The sequence below is a fragment of the Billgrantia campisalis genome (genome assembly GCF_022341425.1).
Taxonomy (GTDB): domain Bacteria; phylum Pseudomonadota; class Gammaproteobacteria; order Pseudomonadales; family Halomonadaceae; genus Halomonas; species Halomonas campisalis.
The window spans coordinates 103,726-120,043 of the sequence record NZ_JABFUC010000010.1 but is presented as its reverse complement, the minus strand read 5'-3'; the positions used below and the strand labels follow the sequence as shown (position 1 = coordinate 120,043).

Annotated in this window: 15 protein-coding genes; 3 read left to right on the top strand and 12 right to left on the bottom strand. The window is 68.6% G+C overall.

Going from position 1 to position 16,318, the window contains the following annotated elements:
* Positions 1-12 precede the first annotated feature (12 nt).
* Positions 13-1,473 (top strand): apolipoprotein N-acyltransferase, encoded by a 1,461-nt coding sequence (lnt, locus tag HOP52_RS13285; RefSeq protein WP_238977876.1) that lies wholly within the window; start codon positions 13-15, stop codon positions 1,471-1,473.
* A 191-nt stretch (positions 1,474-1,664) separates the two neighbouring features.
* Here lnt and phaC read toward each other — a convergent pair whose 3' ends face one another.
* From phaC to prmB, 5 genes are all read right to left on the bottom strand, one after another.
* On the bottom strand, positions 1,665-3,494 hold the full coding sequence (phaC, locus tag HOP52_RS13280) for a class I poly(R)-hydroxyalkanoic acid synthase (RefSeq protein ID WP_238977875.1): 1,830 nt from the start codon (positions 3,492-3,494) through the stop codon (positions 1,665-1,667).
* A 195-nt stretch (positions 3,495-3,689) separates the two neighbouring features.
* Positions 3,690-4,136 (bottom strand): phasin family protein, encoded by a 447-nt coding sequence (locus HOP52_RS13275; protein ID WP_238977874.1) that lies wholly within the window; start codon positions 4,134-4,136, stop codon positions 3,690-3,692.
* 138 nt (positions 4,137-4,274) lie between these two features.
* Positions 4,275-4,688 (bottom strand): DUF6489 family protein, encoded by a 414-nt coding sequence (locus HOP52_RS13270; RefSeq protein WP_238977873.1) that lies wholly within the window; start codon positions 4,686-4,688, stop codon positions 4,275-4,277.
* Between the two features lie 69 nt (positions 4,689-4,757).
* Positions 4,758-5,843, bottom strand: a complete 1,086-nt coding sequence (aroC, locus tag HOP52_RS13265) for a chorismate synthase (protein WP_238977872.1) — start codon at positions 5,841-5,843, stop codon at positions 4,758-4,760.
* A gap of 31 nt (positions 5,844-5,874) precedes the next feature.
* Positions 5,875-6,864 (bottom strand): 50S ribosomal protein L3 N(5)-glutamine methyltransferase, encoded by a 990-nt coding sequence (prmB, locus tag HOP52_RS13260; protein ID WP_238977871.1) that lies wholly within the window; start codon positions 6,862-6,864, stop codon positions 5,875-5,877.
* 83 nt (positions 6,865-6,947) lie between these two features.
* Here prmB and HOP52_RS13255 point away from each other — a divergent pair, with 83 nt between their 5' ends.
* Complete coding sequence (locus HOP52_RS13255) at positions 6,948-7,523, top strand: Smr/MutS family protein (RefSeq protein WP_238977870.1); 576 nt, start codon at positions 6,948-6,950, stop codon at positions 7,521-7,523.
* A 5-nt stretch (positions 7,524-7,528) separates the two neighbouring features.
* Here HOP52_RS13255 and HOP52_RS13250 read toward each other — a convergent pair whose 3' ends face one another.
* The 3 genes from HOP52_RS13250 to HOP52_RS13240 are packed head-to-tail and all read right to left on the bottom strand — an operon-like array spanning position 7,529 to position 10,275.
* Positions 7,529-8,575, bottom strand: a complete 1,047-nt coding sequence (locus HOP52_RS13250; RefSeq protein ID WP_238977869.1) for a patatin-like phospholipase family protein — start codon at positions 8,573-8,575, stop codon at positions 7,529-7,531.
* A gap of 15 nt (positions 8,576-8,590) precedes the next feature.
* Complete coding sequence (locus HOP52_RS13245) at positions 8,591-9,466, bottom strand: alpha/beta fold hydrolase (protein ID WP_238977868.1); 876 nt, start codon at positions 9,464-9,466, stop codon at positions 8,591-8,593.
* Positions 9,463-10,275 carry an alpha/beta fold hydrolase gene (locus tag HOP52_RS13240; protein WP_238977867.1) on the bottom strand — a complete coding sequence of 271 codons (813 nt, stop codon included), beginning with the start codon at positions 10,273-10,275 and terminating at the stop codon, positions 9,463-9,465. Before HOP52_RS13240 ends, HOP52_RS13245 begins: the two co-directional genes overlap by 4 nt.
* 216 nt (positions 10,276-10,491) lie before the next feature.
* Between HOP52_RS13240 and HOP52_RS13235 the strand changes: the two genes are divergently transcribed.
* The gene (locus HOP52_RS13235) at positions 10,492-11,439 is read left to right on the top strand and encodes an AEC family transporter (RefSeq protein WP_238977866.1); all 948 of its coding nucleotides are present in this window, start codon (positions 10,492-10,494) and stop codon (positions 11,437-11,439) included.
* Here the strand turns inward: HOP52_RS13235 and sixA are convergent.
* The 4 genes from sixA to HOP52_RS13215 all read right to left on the bottom strand — a co-directional run bounded on the left by sixA (position 11,436) and on the right by HOP52_RS13215 (position 16,137).
* The gene (gene sixA, locus HOP52_RS13230; protein ID WP_238977865.1) at positions 11,436-11,912 is read right to left on the bottom strand and encodes a phosphohistidine phosphatase SixA; all 477 of its coding nucleotides are present in this window, start codon (positions 11,910-11,912) and stop codon (positions 11,436-11,438) included. The two genes, HOP52_RS13235 and sixA, sit on opposite strands and share 4 nt — an antisense overlap.
* The gene (locus HOP52_RS13225) at positions 11,905-12,990 is read right to left on the bottom strand and encodes an NAD(P)H-dependent glycerol-3-phosphate dehydrogenase (RefSeq protein ID WP_238977864.1); all 1,086 of its coding nucleotides are present in this window, start codon (positions 12,988-12,990) and stop codon (positions 11,905-11,907) included. The genes sixA and HOP52_RS13225 overlap by 8 nt, the downstream gene beginning before the upstream one ends.
* 116 nt (positions 12,991-13,106) lie before the next feature.
* The gene (locus HOP52_RS13220) at positions 13,107-14,552 is read right to left on the bottom strand and encodes an NAD(P)(+) transhydrogenase (Re/Si-specific) subunit beta (RefSeq protein WP_238977863.1); all 1,446 of its coding nucleotides are present in this window, start codon (positions 14,550-14,552) and stop codon (positions 13,107-13,109) included.
* 16 nt (positions 14,553-14,568) lie between these two features.
* Positions 14,569-16,137, bottom strand: a complete 1,569-nt coding sequence (locus tag HOP52_RS13215; RefSeq protein ID WP_238977862.1) for a Re/Si-specific NAD(P)(+) transhydrogenase subunit alpha — start codon at positions 16,135-16,137, stop codon at positions 14,569-14,571.
* Positions 16,138-16,318: the final 181 nt, after the last annotated feature.

Genomic DNA, 16,318 nt, shown 5'->3' with positions numbered 1-16,318 from the left:
CAGGGACGACCCATGACCGAACTGCGCTTCTCCCCCCGCCTGGGCTGCCTGGCGGCCCTGGCCGCCGGGGTGCTGACCACCCTGACCGCCTCCCCCTTCGAGCTCTGGTGGCTGGGCCCGGTGGCCGCCGGCCTGGTCTATCTGGGAATCCAGGCACTGTCGCCCGGCCAGGCCGCGCTGCGCGGCTGGTGCTACGGGGTGGGGCTGTTCGGCTCGGGCGCCTCCTGGGTCTATGTTTCGATCCACGACTACGGCTACACCGGCGTGCCCCTGGCGGCCTTTCTCACCGGACTGTTCGTGGCCAGCATGGCGCTCTACTTCGCCGCCACCCTGTGGCTCTACCGGCGTCTGTGCGGCCCGCGCCTGGCGTTTCTCAGCTTCGCCGGCGCCTGGGTGCTCGGCGAATGGCTGCGCACCTGGCTGTTCACCGGCTTCCCCTGGCTGCTGCTGGGCAGCTCGCACGTCGATTCGCCGCTGGCCCCCTGGGCCCCCATCGGCGGCGTCTACGCCCTGTCGCTGATCACCGTGCTCTCGGGCACCCTGGCGGTGGAGTTCCTGCGCCGCCGCTGGTGGGCCGCCGCGCCGGTGGCGGCGCTGTGGCTGATCCCCCTGGCGCTGCCGACCCAGTGGACGACACCCGCCGGGGAGCCGCTGAGGGTGGCGCTGTTGCAGGGCAACCTCGATCAGCTGATCAAGTGGACCCCCGAGGGGCAGCGCATCGCCGCCAACACCTACCTGGCGCTGACCCGGGAGCAGGACGACGACGTCGACCTGATCGTCTGGCCGGAGGCGGCGCTGCCGATGTTCGAACAGGAAGCGGCACCGATCCTCGAGCGCGCCCAGTCCAACCTGGCCCCGGGCACCGCCCTGCTCACCGGCATCCTGCAGCGCGAGGGCGACGGGCTCTACTACAACAGCGTGATTGGCCTGGGCAACGCCGAGGGCGAGTACCGCAAGGAGCACCTGGTGCCCTTCGGGGAGTTCCTGCCCCTGGAGAGCCTGCTGCGCGGCACCATCGCCTTCTTCGACCTGCCGATGCCGGCCATGACGCCCGGCCCCGCCGGACAGCGCCCGCTGCGCGCCGCCGGCACGGTGATCGGCAACGCCATCTGCTACGAGATCATCTATGCCGACCTGGTGGCCGAGCGGGCCCGCGACGCCGAGCTGCTGCTGACGGTCTCCAACGACACCTGGTTCGGTGAGTCCATCGGCCCGCTGCAGCACCTGCAGATGGCCAGGCTGCGCGCCCTGGAGAACGGCCGCTACGTGGTGCGCGCCACCAGCAACGGCGTCACCGCGATCATCGACCCCCAGGGCCGGGTCACCGCCCGCGCCCCCCAGTTCGAGACCGTCGCCCTGACCGGCGACGCCACCCCCATGCAGGGGCTGACGCCCTTCACCCGCACCGGCAGCTGGCCGGTGTGGCTGCTGGCCGCGCTGCTGGTGCTGCCGGGGCTGCGCCTAAAGAGCTGAGGTGCGAGGTGCGAGGTGCGAGGTGCGAGGTGCGAGGTGCGAGGTGCGAGGTGCGAGGTGCGAGGTGCGAGGTGCGAGGTGCGAGGTGCGAGGTGCGAGGTGCGAGGTGCGAGGTGCGAGGAAAGGCTAAGCATTCCTTCAGGTAGCACAAGGGGCGGCCAGGCCGCCCCTTGCTCCTTTCTCCTCGTGCCTTATTCCTGCGTTTCACCCAGCACCTCGGGTATAGTCATCTTGACATAGCGCCCCGGCGCCTCCTCGAGCAGCGGCAGCTCGCCGTCGCCGGGCTGGCGCGCCGGCACCATTTTCTCCGGGTCGGCGTAGCCGCCCTCGACCATCCACTGCTGCCAGTGCGGCCACCAGGACCCTTCGTGCTTCTCGGCGCCGGCCAGCCACTGCTCGTGGTCGTCCGGCAGCTCGGGGTTGGTCCAGTAGCCGTACTTGTTCTTGTGGGGCGGATTGACCACACCGGCGATATGACCGGAGCCGCCGAGCACGAAGGTCACCGGCCCCTTGGGCAGCAGGGCCCCGTAGTAGGTGCTGTTCCACTTGGCGATATGGTCATCGCGGGTGGAGATGAAGTAGCTCGGCGTGGAGACCTTGCGCAGGTCGATCTTGACCCCGTCGAGCTCGATGCCGCCCGGCTGCACCAGGCGGTTTTCCAGGTACATGTGGCGCAGGTACCAGCCATGGGTGCCCGCCGGCAGGTTGGTGCCGTCGGTGTTCCAGTAGAGCAGGTCGAAGGGGGCCGGCTGGTCGCCCTTGAGGTAGTTGCTGATATAGAACGACCAGAAAAGATCGTTCTCGCGCAGCAGGTTGAAGGTAAAGGCCATGGAGCGACCGTCCAGGTAGCCCTGCTCTTCGAGCTTGGCCTCGATGCCCTGCAGCACCGGCTCGTGGAGGAACACGCCGAGCTCGCCGGGGTCCCGGAAGTCCACCAGGGTGGTCATGTAGGTCGCCGACTTGACCTTGCGGCCGCGGCGGGTGCTGGTCAGGTAGGCCACGGTGGAGGCCGCCAGGGTGCCGCCGATGCAGTAGCTGAGCAGGTTGACCGACTTCTCGCCGGTGGCCTGCTCGATGGCGCTCATGGCGTCGATCGGCCCCATCTGCATATAGTCGGCCCAGGTCAGGTCGCGCTGATCGGGGCCCGGGTTGCGCCAGGAGATCAAAAAGACGGTGTGGCCCTGATCCACCAGCCACTTGACCAGGGAGTTGTCCTGGCGCAGGTCGAGGATGTAGTACTTGTTGATCCACGGCGGCACAACCAGCAGCGGCGTCTTGAACACCGTCTCGGTGGTGGGCGTGTACTGGATCAGCTGGATCAGTTCGTTCTCGTAGACCACATGGCCCGGGGTGACGGCGATGTTTTCCCCCACCTCGAAGGCGCTGCGGTCGGTCATGGTGACGCTGAGCCCGCCGGCGGAGTTGGCCAGGTCCTCGCGCAGCTTGGCCATACCGTCGACCAAGTTCTGCCCGCGAGTCTCCAGGGTCAGGCGCATCACCTCGGGGTTGGTCGCGACGAAGTTGGTCGGCGCCATGGCGTTGACCACCTGGCGGGCGTAGAAGGCCAGATTGTCTTTCTGCTGCTCCGGCAGGCCGTCCAGCTCCTCGACCAGCTCCTCGACCATGCGCGAAAACAGCAGGTACTGCTGCATGATCGCCTGATAGTAGGGGTCCTGGGTCCAGGCCTCATCCTTGAAGCGGCGGTCGCCGCGCTCCGGCGTCACCAGGGGCGCCGTCTGCTGGCCGGTCAGCGACTGCAGGCCGTTCTGCCAGAGCTGCCACTGGTCCTGAAGCAGCTGGGCCTGAGTCTTCCACAGCAGCTGCGGGTCGCGCATCAGCGATTCCGCCCCGGCCCGAAAGGCCTCCCGAATGTCGGTCTGGATGGTGTCGGCGGCTTCATCCGGAGCCATCCGTTCCAGCAGGTCCTGCATCAAGGCCTGGTACTGCTGACCAATTTCCTGCAACTGCGCATTCCACTCTTCAAGCTCGGCTTGAGACGGACCTTCCAAACCTGGCTGCATTGACCCCTCCTGATCTTCTACGACGACGGCGAAACACCATCGCCAAACGGCTGTGCTCGCCGACGTTCCAGACAACGACCGACAACCGATATACCCGGGCCCGATTGCCAGGCCCGAAAAAGCGAGCGATCCCGCGCACGCCGCTCCATTACGACGTCACCGTGGATCGCCCGCCCATCACGCTCAGTCTAACCCTCAGCTCTTGCGTGAGGCCTGACTGCTGGCCTTGGCCGGCGCATCTGCCTTCTTGGCACTCTGCTCGCCGGCTGCCTTGGCGCTCTCACCGGCCTGCTTGGCCTGGCTGGCCATCTGCTGCCCGGTTTCGCTGAACAGCTTCTCCAGCTCGGCCTTGAACTCCATGCTCATCTCGGAGAGGACCTTGGCATCTTCCATCATCTGCTGGGAGAGCTCGTTCATCATTTCGGCCTGCTGGGTGCCGAAATCGCGCAGCCCCTCGGGGTCGGTCACCTCGGTGGCGCTGCGCATGCGCTCGGTGCCCATCTGGCTGTAGCGTTTCATGGCCTCGAGCTGATACTCGGTCATCTTTTCCATGTTGCCCAGCATCAGCGAGTTGAGCTTGCGCATGGGTTCGAAGAACTGGCGTGTCTGCTCGTTGAACTGTTCCGTCATCTTGTCCGGCATGGTGAAGCCTCCTATAGAACGGTAAACGCAAACGACGCAGCATCGCCACTCCTGCCATGCTGCACCGCACAAAGAGTAGTCTGCCAGACGCCGGGTTGCAACTGCCTGTCAGCATCCGCCGACGTGCGGCGGGAACGCTCACTCGCTGCGCTGCGATCGTGACCGCGCACTGGCCATCCCCTGGCGGGACTTGCCCTTGGGCTTGGCGTCTTCCCCGGCCTCCCCGCTGGAGGCCTCGGTGTCACTCTGCCCGGTCGTCTCGTCGCCCGAGCGGGCGCTGGTGGCGGCATTGCGCAGCATGTCGAGCATCATCTGCTGATAGGTGCCGAAGCTGGCCAGCCCCTGCGACAGCCCCTGGGTCAGGCCCTGGGGCATTCCCTGCTGCTGCAGGAAGGGCTGCATCAGACTCATCGGATCATAGCCTTCGACGCCCGACTCCATCTGCTTCTGGATGCGGTTGAGCAGCTCCTGCTGAAAGGCCTCGACGTCGGGCAGGCCCAAGGCGCGACGGAACTCATCCGGCGTCAGATCGAACTCGACATTGATCTTCATGGCAATCCTCTATGCAGATGTCACCCTCAGTGTAGCAGTCTCTGCCGGCTCTCAACCCCGCCGTCTCGTTCAACGCAGTACCGGCGTCGCGACGCTGACCTCAAGGTTCTGGGCGCGGTGGCGCAGCAGATGATCCATCAGCGTCAGCGCCATCATGGCCTCGGCGATGGGCGTGGCGCGAATGCCCACGCAGGGGTCGTGGCGCCCCTTGGTGACCACCTCGACCGGCTCGCCGTGCACGTCGATGGAGCGCCCGGGCGTGGTGATGCTGGAGGTGGGCTTGAGCGCCAGATGGGCGATCAACGGCTGCCCCGACGAGATCCCGCCCAGCACGCCGCCGGCGTGGTTGGAGAGAAAGCCTTCCGGGGTCATCTCGTCGCGATGCTCGCTGCCCCGCTGGGCCACCGACGCGAAGCCGGCGCCGATCTCTACGCCCTTGACGGCGTTGATGCTCATCAGGCCATGGGCCAGTTCGGCGTCGAGGCGGTCGAACACCGGCTCACCGAGCCCCGGCGGCAGCCCCTCGGCCACCACGCTGATCCTCGCCCCCACCGAGTCCTGGTCGCGGCGCAGCTGGTCCATGTAGGCCTCGAGGTCGGCGACCTTGTCCGGGTCGGGGCAGAAGAAGGGGTTGGTCTCGACCGCCTCCCAGCTCTTGAACTCGATCTCGATGGGGCCGAGCTGACTCATGTAGCCGCGCACGCTGATGCCCTGTGTCGCCAGATACTGCTTGGCAATGGCCCCGGCAGCCACCCGCATGGCGGTCTCCCGGGCGCTGGAGCGACCGCCGCCGCGGTAGTCGCGAATCCCGTACTTGTGATGGTAGCTGTAGTCGGCGTGGGCCGGGCGGAACTGGTCCTTGATGTTCGAATAGTCCTTGGAGCGCTGGTCGGTGTTCTCGATCAAAAGGCCGATGGAGGTGCCCGTGGTCACCCCCTCGAAGACCCCGGAGAGGATCTTCACCCGGTCGGGTTCGCGGCGCTGGGTGGTGTGGCGCGAGGTGCCCGGCCGGCGACGATCCAGGTCGCGCTGCAGGTCCGCCTCGGACAGCGGCAGCCCCGGCGGGCAGCCGTCGACGATGGCGCCCAGCGCCGGGCCGTGGCTCTCGCCGAAGGTGGTAACGGTGAACAGCTTGCCGAAGGTGTTGCCGGACATGGGCGCTCCTCGCGATGGTCGGGTCAAAGAATCAGACGAAGGACGCCGCATGGGCGTCGAGTTCCGCGGCGGTGAGGGCGAAGACGCCCTGGCCGCCGCGCTCGAAGTCGAGCCACAGGAAGGGCACCTCAGGAAAGGCGGCCTCTAGGTGGCGGTCGGAATTGCCCACCTCGACGATCAGCACGCCGTCGTCGCTGAGATGCTCGCGGGCTTCACGCAGCAGGCGCCGCACGACATCCAGGCCGTCGGCCCCGGCCCCCAGGGCCAGGGCCGGCTCGTGGCGGAATTCGGCGGGCATGGTGGCGAGATCGCGGGCATCCACGTAGGGCGGGTTGCAGACGATCAGCTCATAGCGGCGGCCGGCGAGGCCGTCGAAGAGGTCGGAGGCCACCGCCCGCACCCGCTCGCCGACGTCGTGGCGGACGATGTTCTGGCGGGCCACCGCCAGGGCATCGTCGCTGATGTCGCTGAGGTCCACCTCACAGGTGGGCAGCTGCAGCGCGGTGGCGATGCCGATGCAGCCCGAGCCGGTACAGAGGTCGAGCACCCGCGCCGGCGGCTCCTCGGGGAACCAAGCGGCGAAGCCGTCCTCGATCAGCTCGGCGATAGGCGAGCGCGGTATCAGCACCCGCTCGTCGACGCTGAACGGAACGCCGGCGAAGAAGGCCTCGCCCAGCAGGTAGGGCAGCGGCCGGCGGGTGGCGATGCGCTCGCGCACCAGGGCCACGATCCGCGCGCGCTCCATGGGCAGCAGGCGCGCATCGAGCACCGCCGGGTCGACGTTCCAGGGCAGGTGCAGGGCGCCCAGGGTCAGCGCCACCGCCTCGTCCCAGGGGGAGTCGGTGCCGTGGCCGTGGAACAGCCCGGCCAGGTGGAATTCACTGGCCGCCCAGCGCAGGCAGTCGCGCAGGGTGATCAACCCCGCGCAGAGCGACTCGTCGTCCAGGGTCAACGTCGAACGGGAAACAGCGGAAGATTCGGCCACGGAAGATCCTGCGGGGTCGGTTGCGAATAGGGTCATCGATTGTACCCGCGCCGGCGGGCGGTTCACAGCCGCGCTCAGGCCGCTATACTGGGCGCCCCGATCGATTGCCGAGCCCCCTGATGAGCCGACGCCGCCCGCCGCCGGACGATGACGACTTCAGCGCCTTCCGCCAGGCGCTGCGCGAGGCCGGCGTGCGTCGGATCGCCCACAACCGTGCCGACCCCGGCCGCTCGCGCCGCCAGGATGCCGCGGCGGCCGAGCGCCGCGCCGCCGCGGTGGCCGCCGACAGCGGCGAGGCGACGAGCCGCACCAGCGACGGCCGGGTCGAGCCGGTGCGCCCCTCGCAGCCGCTCGACTTCGCCGTGCCCGACCTGCCCTACCGCATCCGCAGCCAGCTCAAGCGCGGCCGGATTGCCTGGGAGGCGGGGCTCGACCTGCACGGCTATACCCTGGACGTGGCGCGCCGGGAGCTGGAGAGCTTCCTGCGCGAGGCCGCCGCCGGGGGCCAGCGCTGCGTGCTGGTGGTGCACGGCAAGGCCTGGGGGACGAGCGCCGACTACCCGGTGATCAAGAGCCACGTCAACGCCTGGCTCCGGGAGTGGCCCGGGGTACTGGCCTTCTGTTCGGCGCGGGAGGCCGACGGCGGCACCGGCGCCGTCTATGTGCTGCTGCGCCGCCGCGGCGCCCACGCCTGACCCCGTCACGGCTTGCCCGTCTCGACGTCGTCGGGCATCTGGGGCGGCTCCACCACCAGCGCCTCGTTGCCGCCCCAGCCGTGATGAACCCGCCCCTCGTGGCGATCCAGCGCCTCCATGGCCAGGTACTGCCCCAGGCGGATCAGCGACTCGGCGCGGTGGAATTCGTACGCCCCGCAGACGGTCTTGGGCACCTCGATCAGCACGTCCGGCGGGTAGCCGGCCACCTTGTACTTGGCCAGCGCCGCCTGGGTGATATCGAAGGAGGCCAGCATCATATCCAGCCGCCCCCAGGCCCGCCGGCCCCCAACCTCATCGGCGTCGTCATCGCCGCCACTGCTGCTCAGGCCATCCAGCAGCCGGCGCGTCACCCCGCGCACGTCCTCGATCCAGCCGCTGAACTGCTGGCTGTCGACGGCCTCCTCCTCCGGCACCTCCAGGGTCGGCTCCGCGGACGCCAACAGGTCGTCCAGCGACACCGGCCGGGGGCTGTGAGCGGTGACGTTGACCGCCAGCACGAAGTCGGCCTGGGCCGAGACCGTGGGGATGATCGGCAGCGGGTTGAGCAGGCCGCCATCGACCAGCACCTGATCCCCGATATGCACCGGGGTGATCACCCCGGGGACGGCGATAGAGGCGCGGATGGCGCGCAGCAGTGAGCCGCTCTGGAACCACACCTCCCGCTGGCGCACCAGGTCGGTGGACACGGTGGTGACGGGAATCGCCAGGTCCTCGATCTGGGTGCTGCCGATCAGGCTCTCCAGCTTGCTCATCACCTTGCTGGCGCGCATGGCGCCCATGGGGCTCCAGGTGACATCCACCAGCCGCAGCACGTCGAAGTAGTCCAGCTGGCAGACCCAGTCGCGGTAGCCATCGAGCTGCCCCGCCGCATAGACCCCGCCGACCAGCGCGCCCATGGAGCAGCCGGAGATCGCCACGACCTCGTAGCCCCGCGCCTCGAGGACATCGATCACGCCGATGTGGGCATAGCCCCGCGCCCCGCCGCTGCCCAGCACCAAGGCAACACGCTTGCCCGGCTCCGTTCTGCTCATATGCGCTCTCCTACATCACATCGCCTCGCCCGCCGGCGGCGCCAGCCAGGCGACGATGGCCTCCGCCACCCCGGCCACCGCCGCCGGCTCCAGGTGCAGGTGATGCCCGCCCGGCAGCACCCGGCGGGTCAGCGAGCCGAGTGCCCGCCGCGCGGCGACCGCCCGCTCCCGCTCACCGAGAATGCCGCCTTCGCCTTCCACCAGCAGCACGGGGCAGCGAATCGCCCCGAGCAGCGCCAGGGCCTGCTCGGGGGAGAGGCGCAGCGGCGAGGGCCACAGCAGCCGGCCATCGGTGCGCAGCCGCACATGGCCGCCGGCCTCATGGCGCAGGTTGCGCTGCACCAGCGGGGCGGCCGTCTCCGCATCGATCGGGGTCACCCCGCCGGCGACCCGCGCCGCCACCGCAGTCTCACTATCAGGATAGCGCGGCGCCGGCGAGCGTGGGCGGCGCGAAGCGCGCAGCCCCTTGCGCAGCTGGGCGGGCGCGTCGGCGGCGGCGGTGGTCACCGCACCCAGGCCGTCGATCAGCATCAGCCGCTCGACCCGCTCCGGCAGCGCCGCGGCGGTCAGGCAGGCCACGCCCGCCCCCATGGAGTGGCCCAGCAGGGTCAGCCGCTGCTGGCCCAGCTCATCGGCGGCGTCGAGCAGGTCGTGGCAGTAGTCCCAGAGGGCGTAGTCGCCCTCGCGATGGTGCGACTGGCCGTGGCCGCTGAAGTCGATGGCCACCACACGAATGCCCAGCCGCTCGACCAGCAGCGGCGCCAGACGGGTGAAGCTCGCCGCGTTGTCGAGCCAGCCGTGCAGCGCCAGCCAGGTGGGGGCACCACTATCGCCCCAGGCCAGGGCCGCCAGGCGCCCATCGGCCAGGGTCAGGGAGCAAGGAGCGCTCATGACGACGCCTCCATCAGTCTGTCGAGCATCGCCAGCAGCGCCTCGCGCGTCTGTTCGGGATGCTCCATGGGAAACATATGGGTGCCCGGCACCTGGGCCAGGCAAATGCCGTGGCGGAGCAGGCGGCGCCGCCGCGCCGGGGTGATCAGCTCCGACTCGCTGCCCGCCAGCAGCCCGAAGGGCACCCGCAGCCGCCGGGGCAGCCGGCTGAGGTGGTCGGGAAGATGGCGAAAGATCTCGACCTCGACGGCCGGGTCGAAGAGCAGCTCCGCCTGGCCGTCGTCACGCAGCCGGGTGCCGCCCTCGATATAGTCGTGCAGGGCCTGCTCGGTGAAGCGGCGAAACAGGCCGCGGCGGCGCAGGTAGTGGCCCATGGTATGGCGGTCGGGCCAGACCGCGCGGCGCCCCAGGGTCTTGCCCGCCGGGGTCACCCGGTCGACGAAGCCGAAGCGCTTGGCCACCTTCATGCTCCAGGCGTCCAGGCCCAGCATCAGCGGGGGGTCGAGCATCACCACGCAGCGGAAGCGCTGCGGGGCGCGCTCGGCGGCCATGGCCATCAGCACGCCACCCATGGAGTGGCCGACGCCCACCACCGGCTCCCCGCTGTCGGGCAGATGGTCGAGCAGCTCCTCGCGCAGCGCCAGCCAGTTGCGGCCCACGGGATAGTCGGGATGGTGCCCCAGCCGGTCGACCGGATGAACGTCGAAGCGCTCGGCGAGGGGCGCCAGCAGGCTGCGATAGCTCATGCCGGGAAAGCCGTTGGCATGGGCGAAGATCAGCCGCGGGTGGGGGGTGGCATCGTGGGACATCGGGCGATCCTGGTAGCGATAGCAGACTAACGGGATTACCATTCCCCTGCCGCCAACGCAAGCGAAAAGCAAACGCTTGTTCTTATTTCGCCACTCTCACCCAGGAGCTCCCGTGCCCGATTCCAGCCCCCGGCCCCGCGATACCCGCCTGCGCAACCGTCTGTTCTGGATCACCGCCACCGTCGCCGTGATCGTCGGCCTGTGGCTGGCCCGCGGATGAGCCTGCTCGAGATCCTCCTCGGCACCCTGGAGGTCACCCTGCCGGTGTTCGCCATGGTGTTCATCGGGCTGGGACTCAAGCGGCTGGGCTGGATCGACCAGGCCTTCATCGCCACGGCGTCTCAGCTGGTGTTCAAGGCCACCATGCCCACGCTGATCTTTCTCAGCATCATCCGCGCCGACCTCAACGCCACCCTGAACCCGCGGCTGCTGGGCTTCTTCGCCCTGGCCACCCTGGGCAGCTTTCTGTTCGCCTGGGGCTGGTCGCTGCTGCGCGTCCCCTACCCGGAGCGCGGGGTCTATGTGCAGGGCGCCTTTCGCGGCAACTGCGGCATCGTCGGCCTGGCGCTCGCCGCCGGCATGTACGGCGACTATGGCCTGTCGATGGGCGGACTGCTGCTGGGCGTGGTCATCCTCACCTACAATGCCTTCTCGGTGATCGCCCTGGCCAGCTACCAGGAGACGCGGCGCGCCGACTGGCACAGCATCCTCTCGCACATCGCCCGCAACCCGCTGATCCTCGCGGTGGTGGCGGCCATTCCGGTGGCGGCCCTGGAGCTTCGCCTGCCCGGCTGGCTGATGACCTCGGGGGATTACTTCGCCTCGCTGACCCTGCCGCTGGCGCTGATCTGCATCGGCGCGACCCTGTCGCTGGGCGCGATCCTGGAGTCGGGACGCCTGGCCAGCGGCGCCAGCCTGATGAAGATGGTCACCATACCGATACTGGCCACCAGCGCCGCCTGGCTGGTGGGCTTCGAGGGGCGCGAGCTCGGGGTGCTGTTCCTGTTCTTCGCCAGCCCCACCGCGGCGGCCAGCTTCGTGATGGTCAAGGCCATGGGCGGCAACGCCGCCCTGGCCGCCAGCATCATCGCCCTGACCACGCTGATGGCCAGCCTGACGATCACCCTCGGGGTGTTCGGACTCCGGGTCGGCGGGATGATCTAGAGGGCCACATCCGCCGGCGTGGTAAAGCGCACCAGCCGGGCACAACCGGCGGCCCACACCTCGGCCTCGAGCTCGGCCACGGCGGCGGTGGGGAACCCCAGCCCGCGGTCGCTGCGCCCCTCCACCAGCAGGCCGGTCAGGGCGCCCACCAGCGGCATGTGACTGACCAGCAGCAGCGGCCGCTCTGTGTCGTTCTCGAGCAGCCAGTCGAGCACCGCTGCCGGGTCGTCATCAGGGGTGAGGATCGGCAGCGTCTCGACCTGGCCTGCCAGGGCCGCGGCCAGGTGCTCGGCGGTCTGGTGGGCACGGCGATAGGGGCTGGCGAGAATCCGCGCCCCGTCCAGCGCCTGGTACTGCAGCCAGTCGGCCATGCGCGCGGCCTCGGCCTGGCCGCCGGCGGTCAGTTCGCGCCGGGCATCGGGGAGGCCGGGGCCGGCCTCGCCGTGGCGCATGATCAGCAGGCGCTTACTCATGGCCCGCCTCCCGTTCGTCATGGGCCTCGACCCGGCGGTGGGCCTGCTGCACGTCCTCCCGGGAGAGCAGGAACTCCACGTCGCTGCTCTGCTCGCCGCGCATCAGCATGCGCGCCATCTCGCGGGCCGGCACGCCCTGGAACAGCACCTGATAGAGCCCCTCGGCCAGCGGCATGTAGACGTCGTCCTCGCGCGCCTTTTCGCGCACCAGGCGCACGGTATTGACCCCCTCGGCCACCTGGCCCAGGGCCGCCACCGCCTCGTCCAGGGTCTTGCCCTGCCCCAGGGCGTAGCCGACCCGGTAGTTGCGCGACAGGCTCGACGAGCAGGTGACGATCAGGTCGCCGACGCCGGCCAGCCCCAGGAAGGTCATGGGGTTGGCGCCCTGGTCCACGGCGAAGCGCCCCATCTCGGCCAGCGCCCGGGTCATCAGCATGCTGCGGGTGTTCTCGCCCATGCCCAGGGCCGCGGCCATGCCGGCGGCAATGGCGTAGATATTCTTCAGCGCTCCGCCCAGCTCCACCCCGTAGCGGTCGTTGCTGGCATAGACGCGGAAATAGTCGCAGCCCAGCGCCTGCTGCACCCGGGTGCGGGTCAGGGCATCGTCGCTGGCCACCACCGTGGCGGTGAGCTGCTTCTGGGCGATCTCGGTGGCCAGGTTGGGCCCGGAGATCACGCCGATATGGGTGAAGCCGGTCTCCTCCTCGAGGATCCGGCTCATCAGCTTGAAGCCCTCCTCCTGGATGCCCTTGGTGGTGCTCACCAGGATCTGCTCGGGGTTCAGGTAGGGGCGCGCCTGGCGCACCACCTCGCGAAAGGCCTGGGAGGGAATCGCCACCAGCACCAGCTCGGCGCCCTCGATCACCTCGCCCATCTCGCTGGAGGCCTTCACCGCCGGATTGATGGAATAGTCGGGCAGGTAGCGGCCGTTTACGTGCTCGCGGTTGATCTGAGCGACCAGCTCGGGGTCGCGCAGCCACTGGCGGACGTCGGCGCCGTTATCGGCGGCGATGCTGGCCAGCGCGGTACCAAAGCTGCCGCCGCCGAGCACCGCCACCCGCATGGATTCTTCAGACATGGTCGCCCCGAAAAAGTGGAAGGGTGTGGAAGAATTGTAACGAAAAAACGCCCCGACGAGGGGGCGTTGTCTGACTCAAGCTACCCCGGGCCGGCAAGACCGGCCCGGGGCAGCGGTCAATCGATCAGCGACAGCAGCGAATCGATGCTCTCCCGGGCATCGCCGTAGAGCATGCGCGTGTTCTCCTTGTAGAACAGCGGGTTCTCGATGCCCGAATAGCCCGTGCCCTGGCCGCGCTTGCAGACGAAGACCACCCGGGACTTCCATACCTCCAGCACCGGCATGCCGGCGATGGGGCTGTTGGGGTCGTCCTGGGCCGCGGGGTTCACGATGTCGTTGGAGCCGATGACGATCGCCACGTCGGTCTTGGGGAAATCGTCGTTGATCTCGTCCATCTCCATGACGATGTCGTAGGGCACCCGCGCCTCGGCCAGCAGCACGTTCATGTGCCCCGGCAGGCGCCCGGCGACCGGGTGGATGGCGAAGCGCACCTCCTTGCCCGCCGAGCGCAGCTTGCGCACCAGCTCGCTCACCGCGTTCTGGGCCTGGGCCACCGCCATGCCGTAGCCCGGCACGATGACCACGCTGTCGGCGTTGTTCAGCGTCGCCGCCACGCCGGCGGCATCGATGGCCACCTGCTCGCCCTCGATCTCCGCGGCAGCGCCTGCCTGGGCGCCACCGAAGCCGCCGAGAATCACGCTGATGAAGTTGCGGTTCATCGCCTTGCACATGATGTAGGAGAGAATCGCCCCCGAAGAGCCCACCAGCGCGCCGGTGACGATCAGCAGGTCATTGGAGAGCGTAAAGCCGATGGCCGCCGCCGCCCAGCCGGAGTAGCTGTTGAGCATCGATACCACCACCGGCATGTCGGCCCCGCCGATGCCCATGATCAGATGGTAGCCGATGAAGAAGGCGAGCGCCGCCAGCACCAGCAGCGTCCAGAAGCCGGCGCCGTTGAGGTAGAGGATGGCCAGCAGCAGCGATAGCACCGCCGCCCCGGCATTGAGCATATGCCCGCCGGGCAGCTGCTTGGCCTTGCCGTCGACCTTGCCGGCCAGCTTGCCGAAGGCGATCACCGAGCCGGTGAAGGTCACGGCCCCGATGAAGATGGCGAACACCACCTCGAGCTGCAGGAAGGTGAGCTCGTCGGGCGCCTTGGTGGCCACCAGGGCGGCGAAGGCCGAGAACTGCTCGGTGGCCCCCTCCACGGCCTGGACGGCCAGCACCCGGCGCCGCTCCAGGTCGGCGTTCCAGGCCACGAACACCGCGGCCAGGCCGACGAAGGAGTGCAGCGCCGCCACCAGCTGGGGCATTTCGGTCATGGCCACCTGCTTCGCCACCTTCCAGCCGATCACCGAGCCGATCACGATCATGGGGATCATCAGCCAGTAGTTGCCGATGCCCGGACCGAAGGCGGTGAACAGCACCGCCACGGCCATGCCGACGATGCCGTACCACACTGCCCGCTTGGCCTTCTCCTGATTGCTCAGCCCCCCCAGCGAGAGGATGAACAGCACGCTTGCCGCGATCGCCGCGGCCGATACAAAACCCTGACTTAGCATTTGTTGTCTCCGCCGCTCACGATTTCTGGAACATGGCCAGCATCCGGCGTGTCACCAGGAAGCCGCCGACGATATTGATGGTGGCGATCAGCACCGAGATGGCCGCCAGCAGCACCACGATCCAGTTGCCCGAGCCGATCTGCAGTACGGCGCCGAGGATGATGATCCCGGAGATGGCGTTGGTCACCGCCATCAGCGGGGTGTGCAGCGAATGACTGACGTTCCAGATCACCTGGAAGCCGACGAAACAGGCCAGCACGAAGACGATGAAGTGCTGCATGAAGGAGGCCGGGGCGATCTGTGCCAGCAGCAGCATCACGGCGCCACCCACGCCGAGCAGGATCGCCTGGCGCTTGGTCTGGGCCAAGAAGGCGGCATGCTCCGACGCCCGCTTCTCCTGCACCGTGGGCTCCTTGACCTTCTCCTTGGGCTTGGCGGCGATGGCCTTGACCTTGGGCGGCGGCGGCGGGAAGGTGATCTCGCCCTGGTGGGTCACCGTGGCCCCGCGGATGACGTCGTCCTCCATGTCATGCACGATCACCCCGTCCTTGCCCGGGGTCAGGTCGGTGAGCATATGGCGGATGTTGGTGCCATACAGCGTCGAGGCCTGGGTGGCCATGCGCGACGGGAAATCGGTATAGCCGATGACGGTCACGCCGTTGTCGCTGACCACCTTCTCGTCGGGCCGGGTGAGGTCGCAGTTGCCACCCTTCTCGGCGGCCAGGTCGACGATCACCGAGCCGCGCTTCATCGACGCCACCATGTCCTCGAGCCACAGCTTGGGGGCCGGTTGGCCGGGGATCAGCGCCGTGGTGATGACGATGTCCACGTCCGGGGCCTGTTCGCGGAAGCACGCCAGCTGCTTCTCGCGGAACTCCGGGCTCGACGGCTTGGCGTAGCCGCCCGTCTCCGCACCGTCGGTGCTCTCCTCGAACTCGAGGAACAGAAACTCGGCGCCCATGGACTCGATCTGTTCGGCCACCTCGGGGCGCACATCGAAGGCGCGCACGATCGCCCCCAGGCTGGTCGCCGTGCCGATGGCGGAGAGCCCCGCCACCCCGGCGCCGATCACCAGCACCTTGGCCGGCGGCACCTTGCCGGCGGCGGTCACCTGGCCGGTGAAGAAGCGCCCGAAGTGGTTGCCCGCCTCGATCACCGCCCGGTAGCCGGCGATATTGGCCATCGAGGAGAGCGCATCCATCTTCTGGGCCCGGGAGATCCGCGGCACCATGTCCATGGCGATGACGGTGGCGCCCGTGGCGCGACAGCGCTCGAGCAGCGCCTCGTTCTGGGCCGGCCAGAAGAAGGCGATCAGGGTCTGCCCCTCGCGCAGCCGGTCGACCTCCTCATCGCTCGGCTCGCGCACCTTGATGACCACCTCGGCCTCTTGCCACAGGCTCTCGGCATCGGCCACCACGCTGGCGCCGGCCTCCCGGTAGGCCTCATCGGCGAAGCCGGCGGCGGTACCGGCGCCGGCTTCGACCAGGCATTCGTGCCCCAGCTTGTGGATCTCCTTGACGCTATCCGGGGTCAGGGCGACCCGCGCCTCCCCCTTGAAACGCTCCTTTGGTGCTCCAATTTTCACGTTGGATCCCCCTTATGGTTATTGAATTCCGTCATATATTAGTCCCGGTATTCATACCTGAGGCTACTGCGTTGCACAACCGCCAAGTGAATGGATAGCGGCCTCAAGGGACGCCATCTTCTCCAAAATCCCGCGGCGAAACCGACAGGATAACGTTAACGTCAGGGGCAGGGCGTTTTCC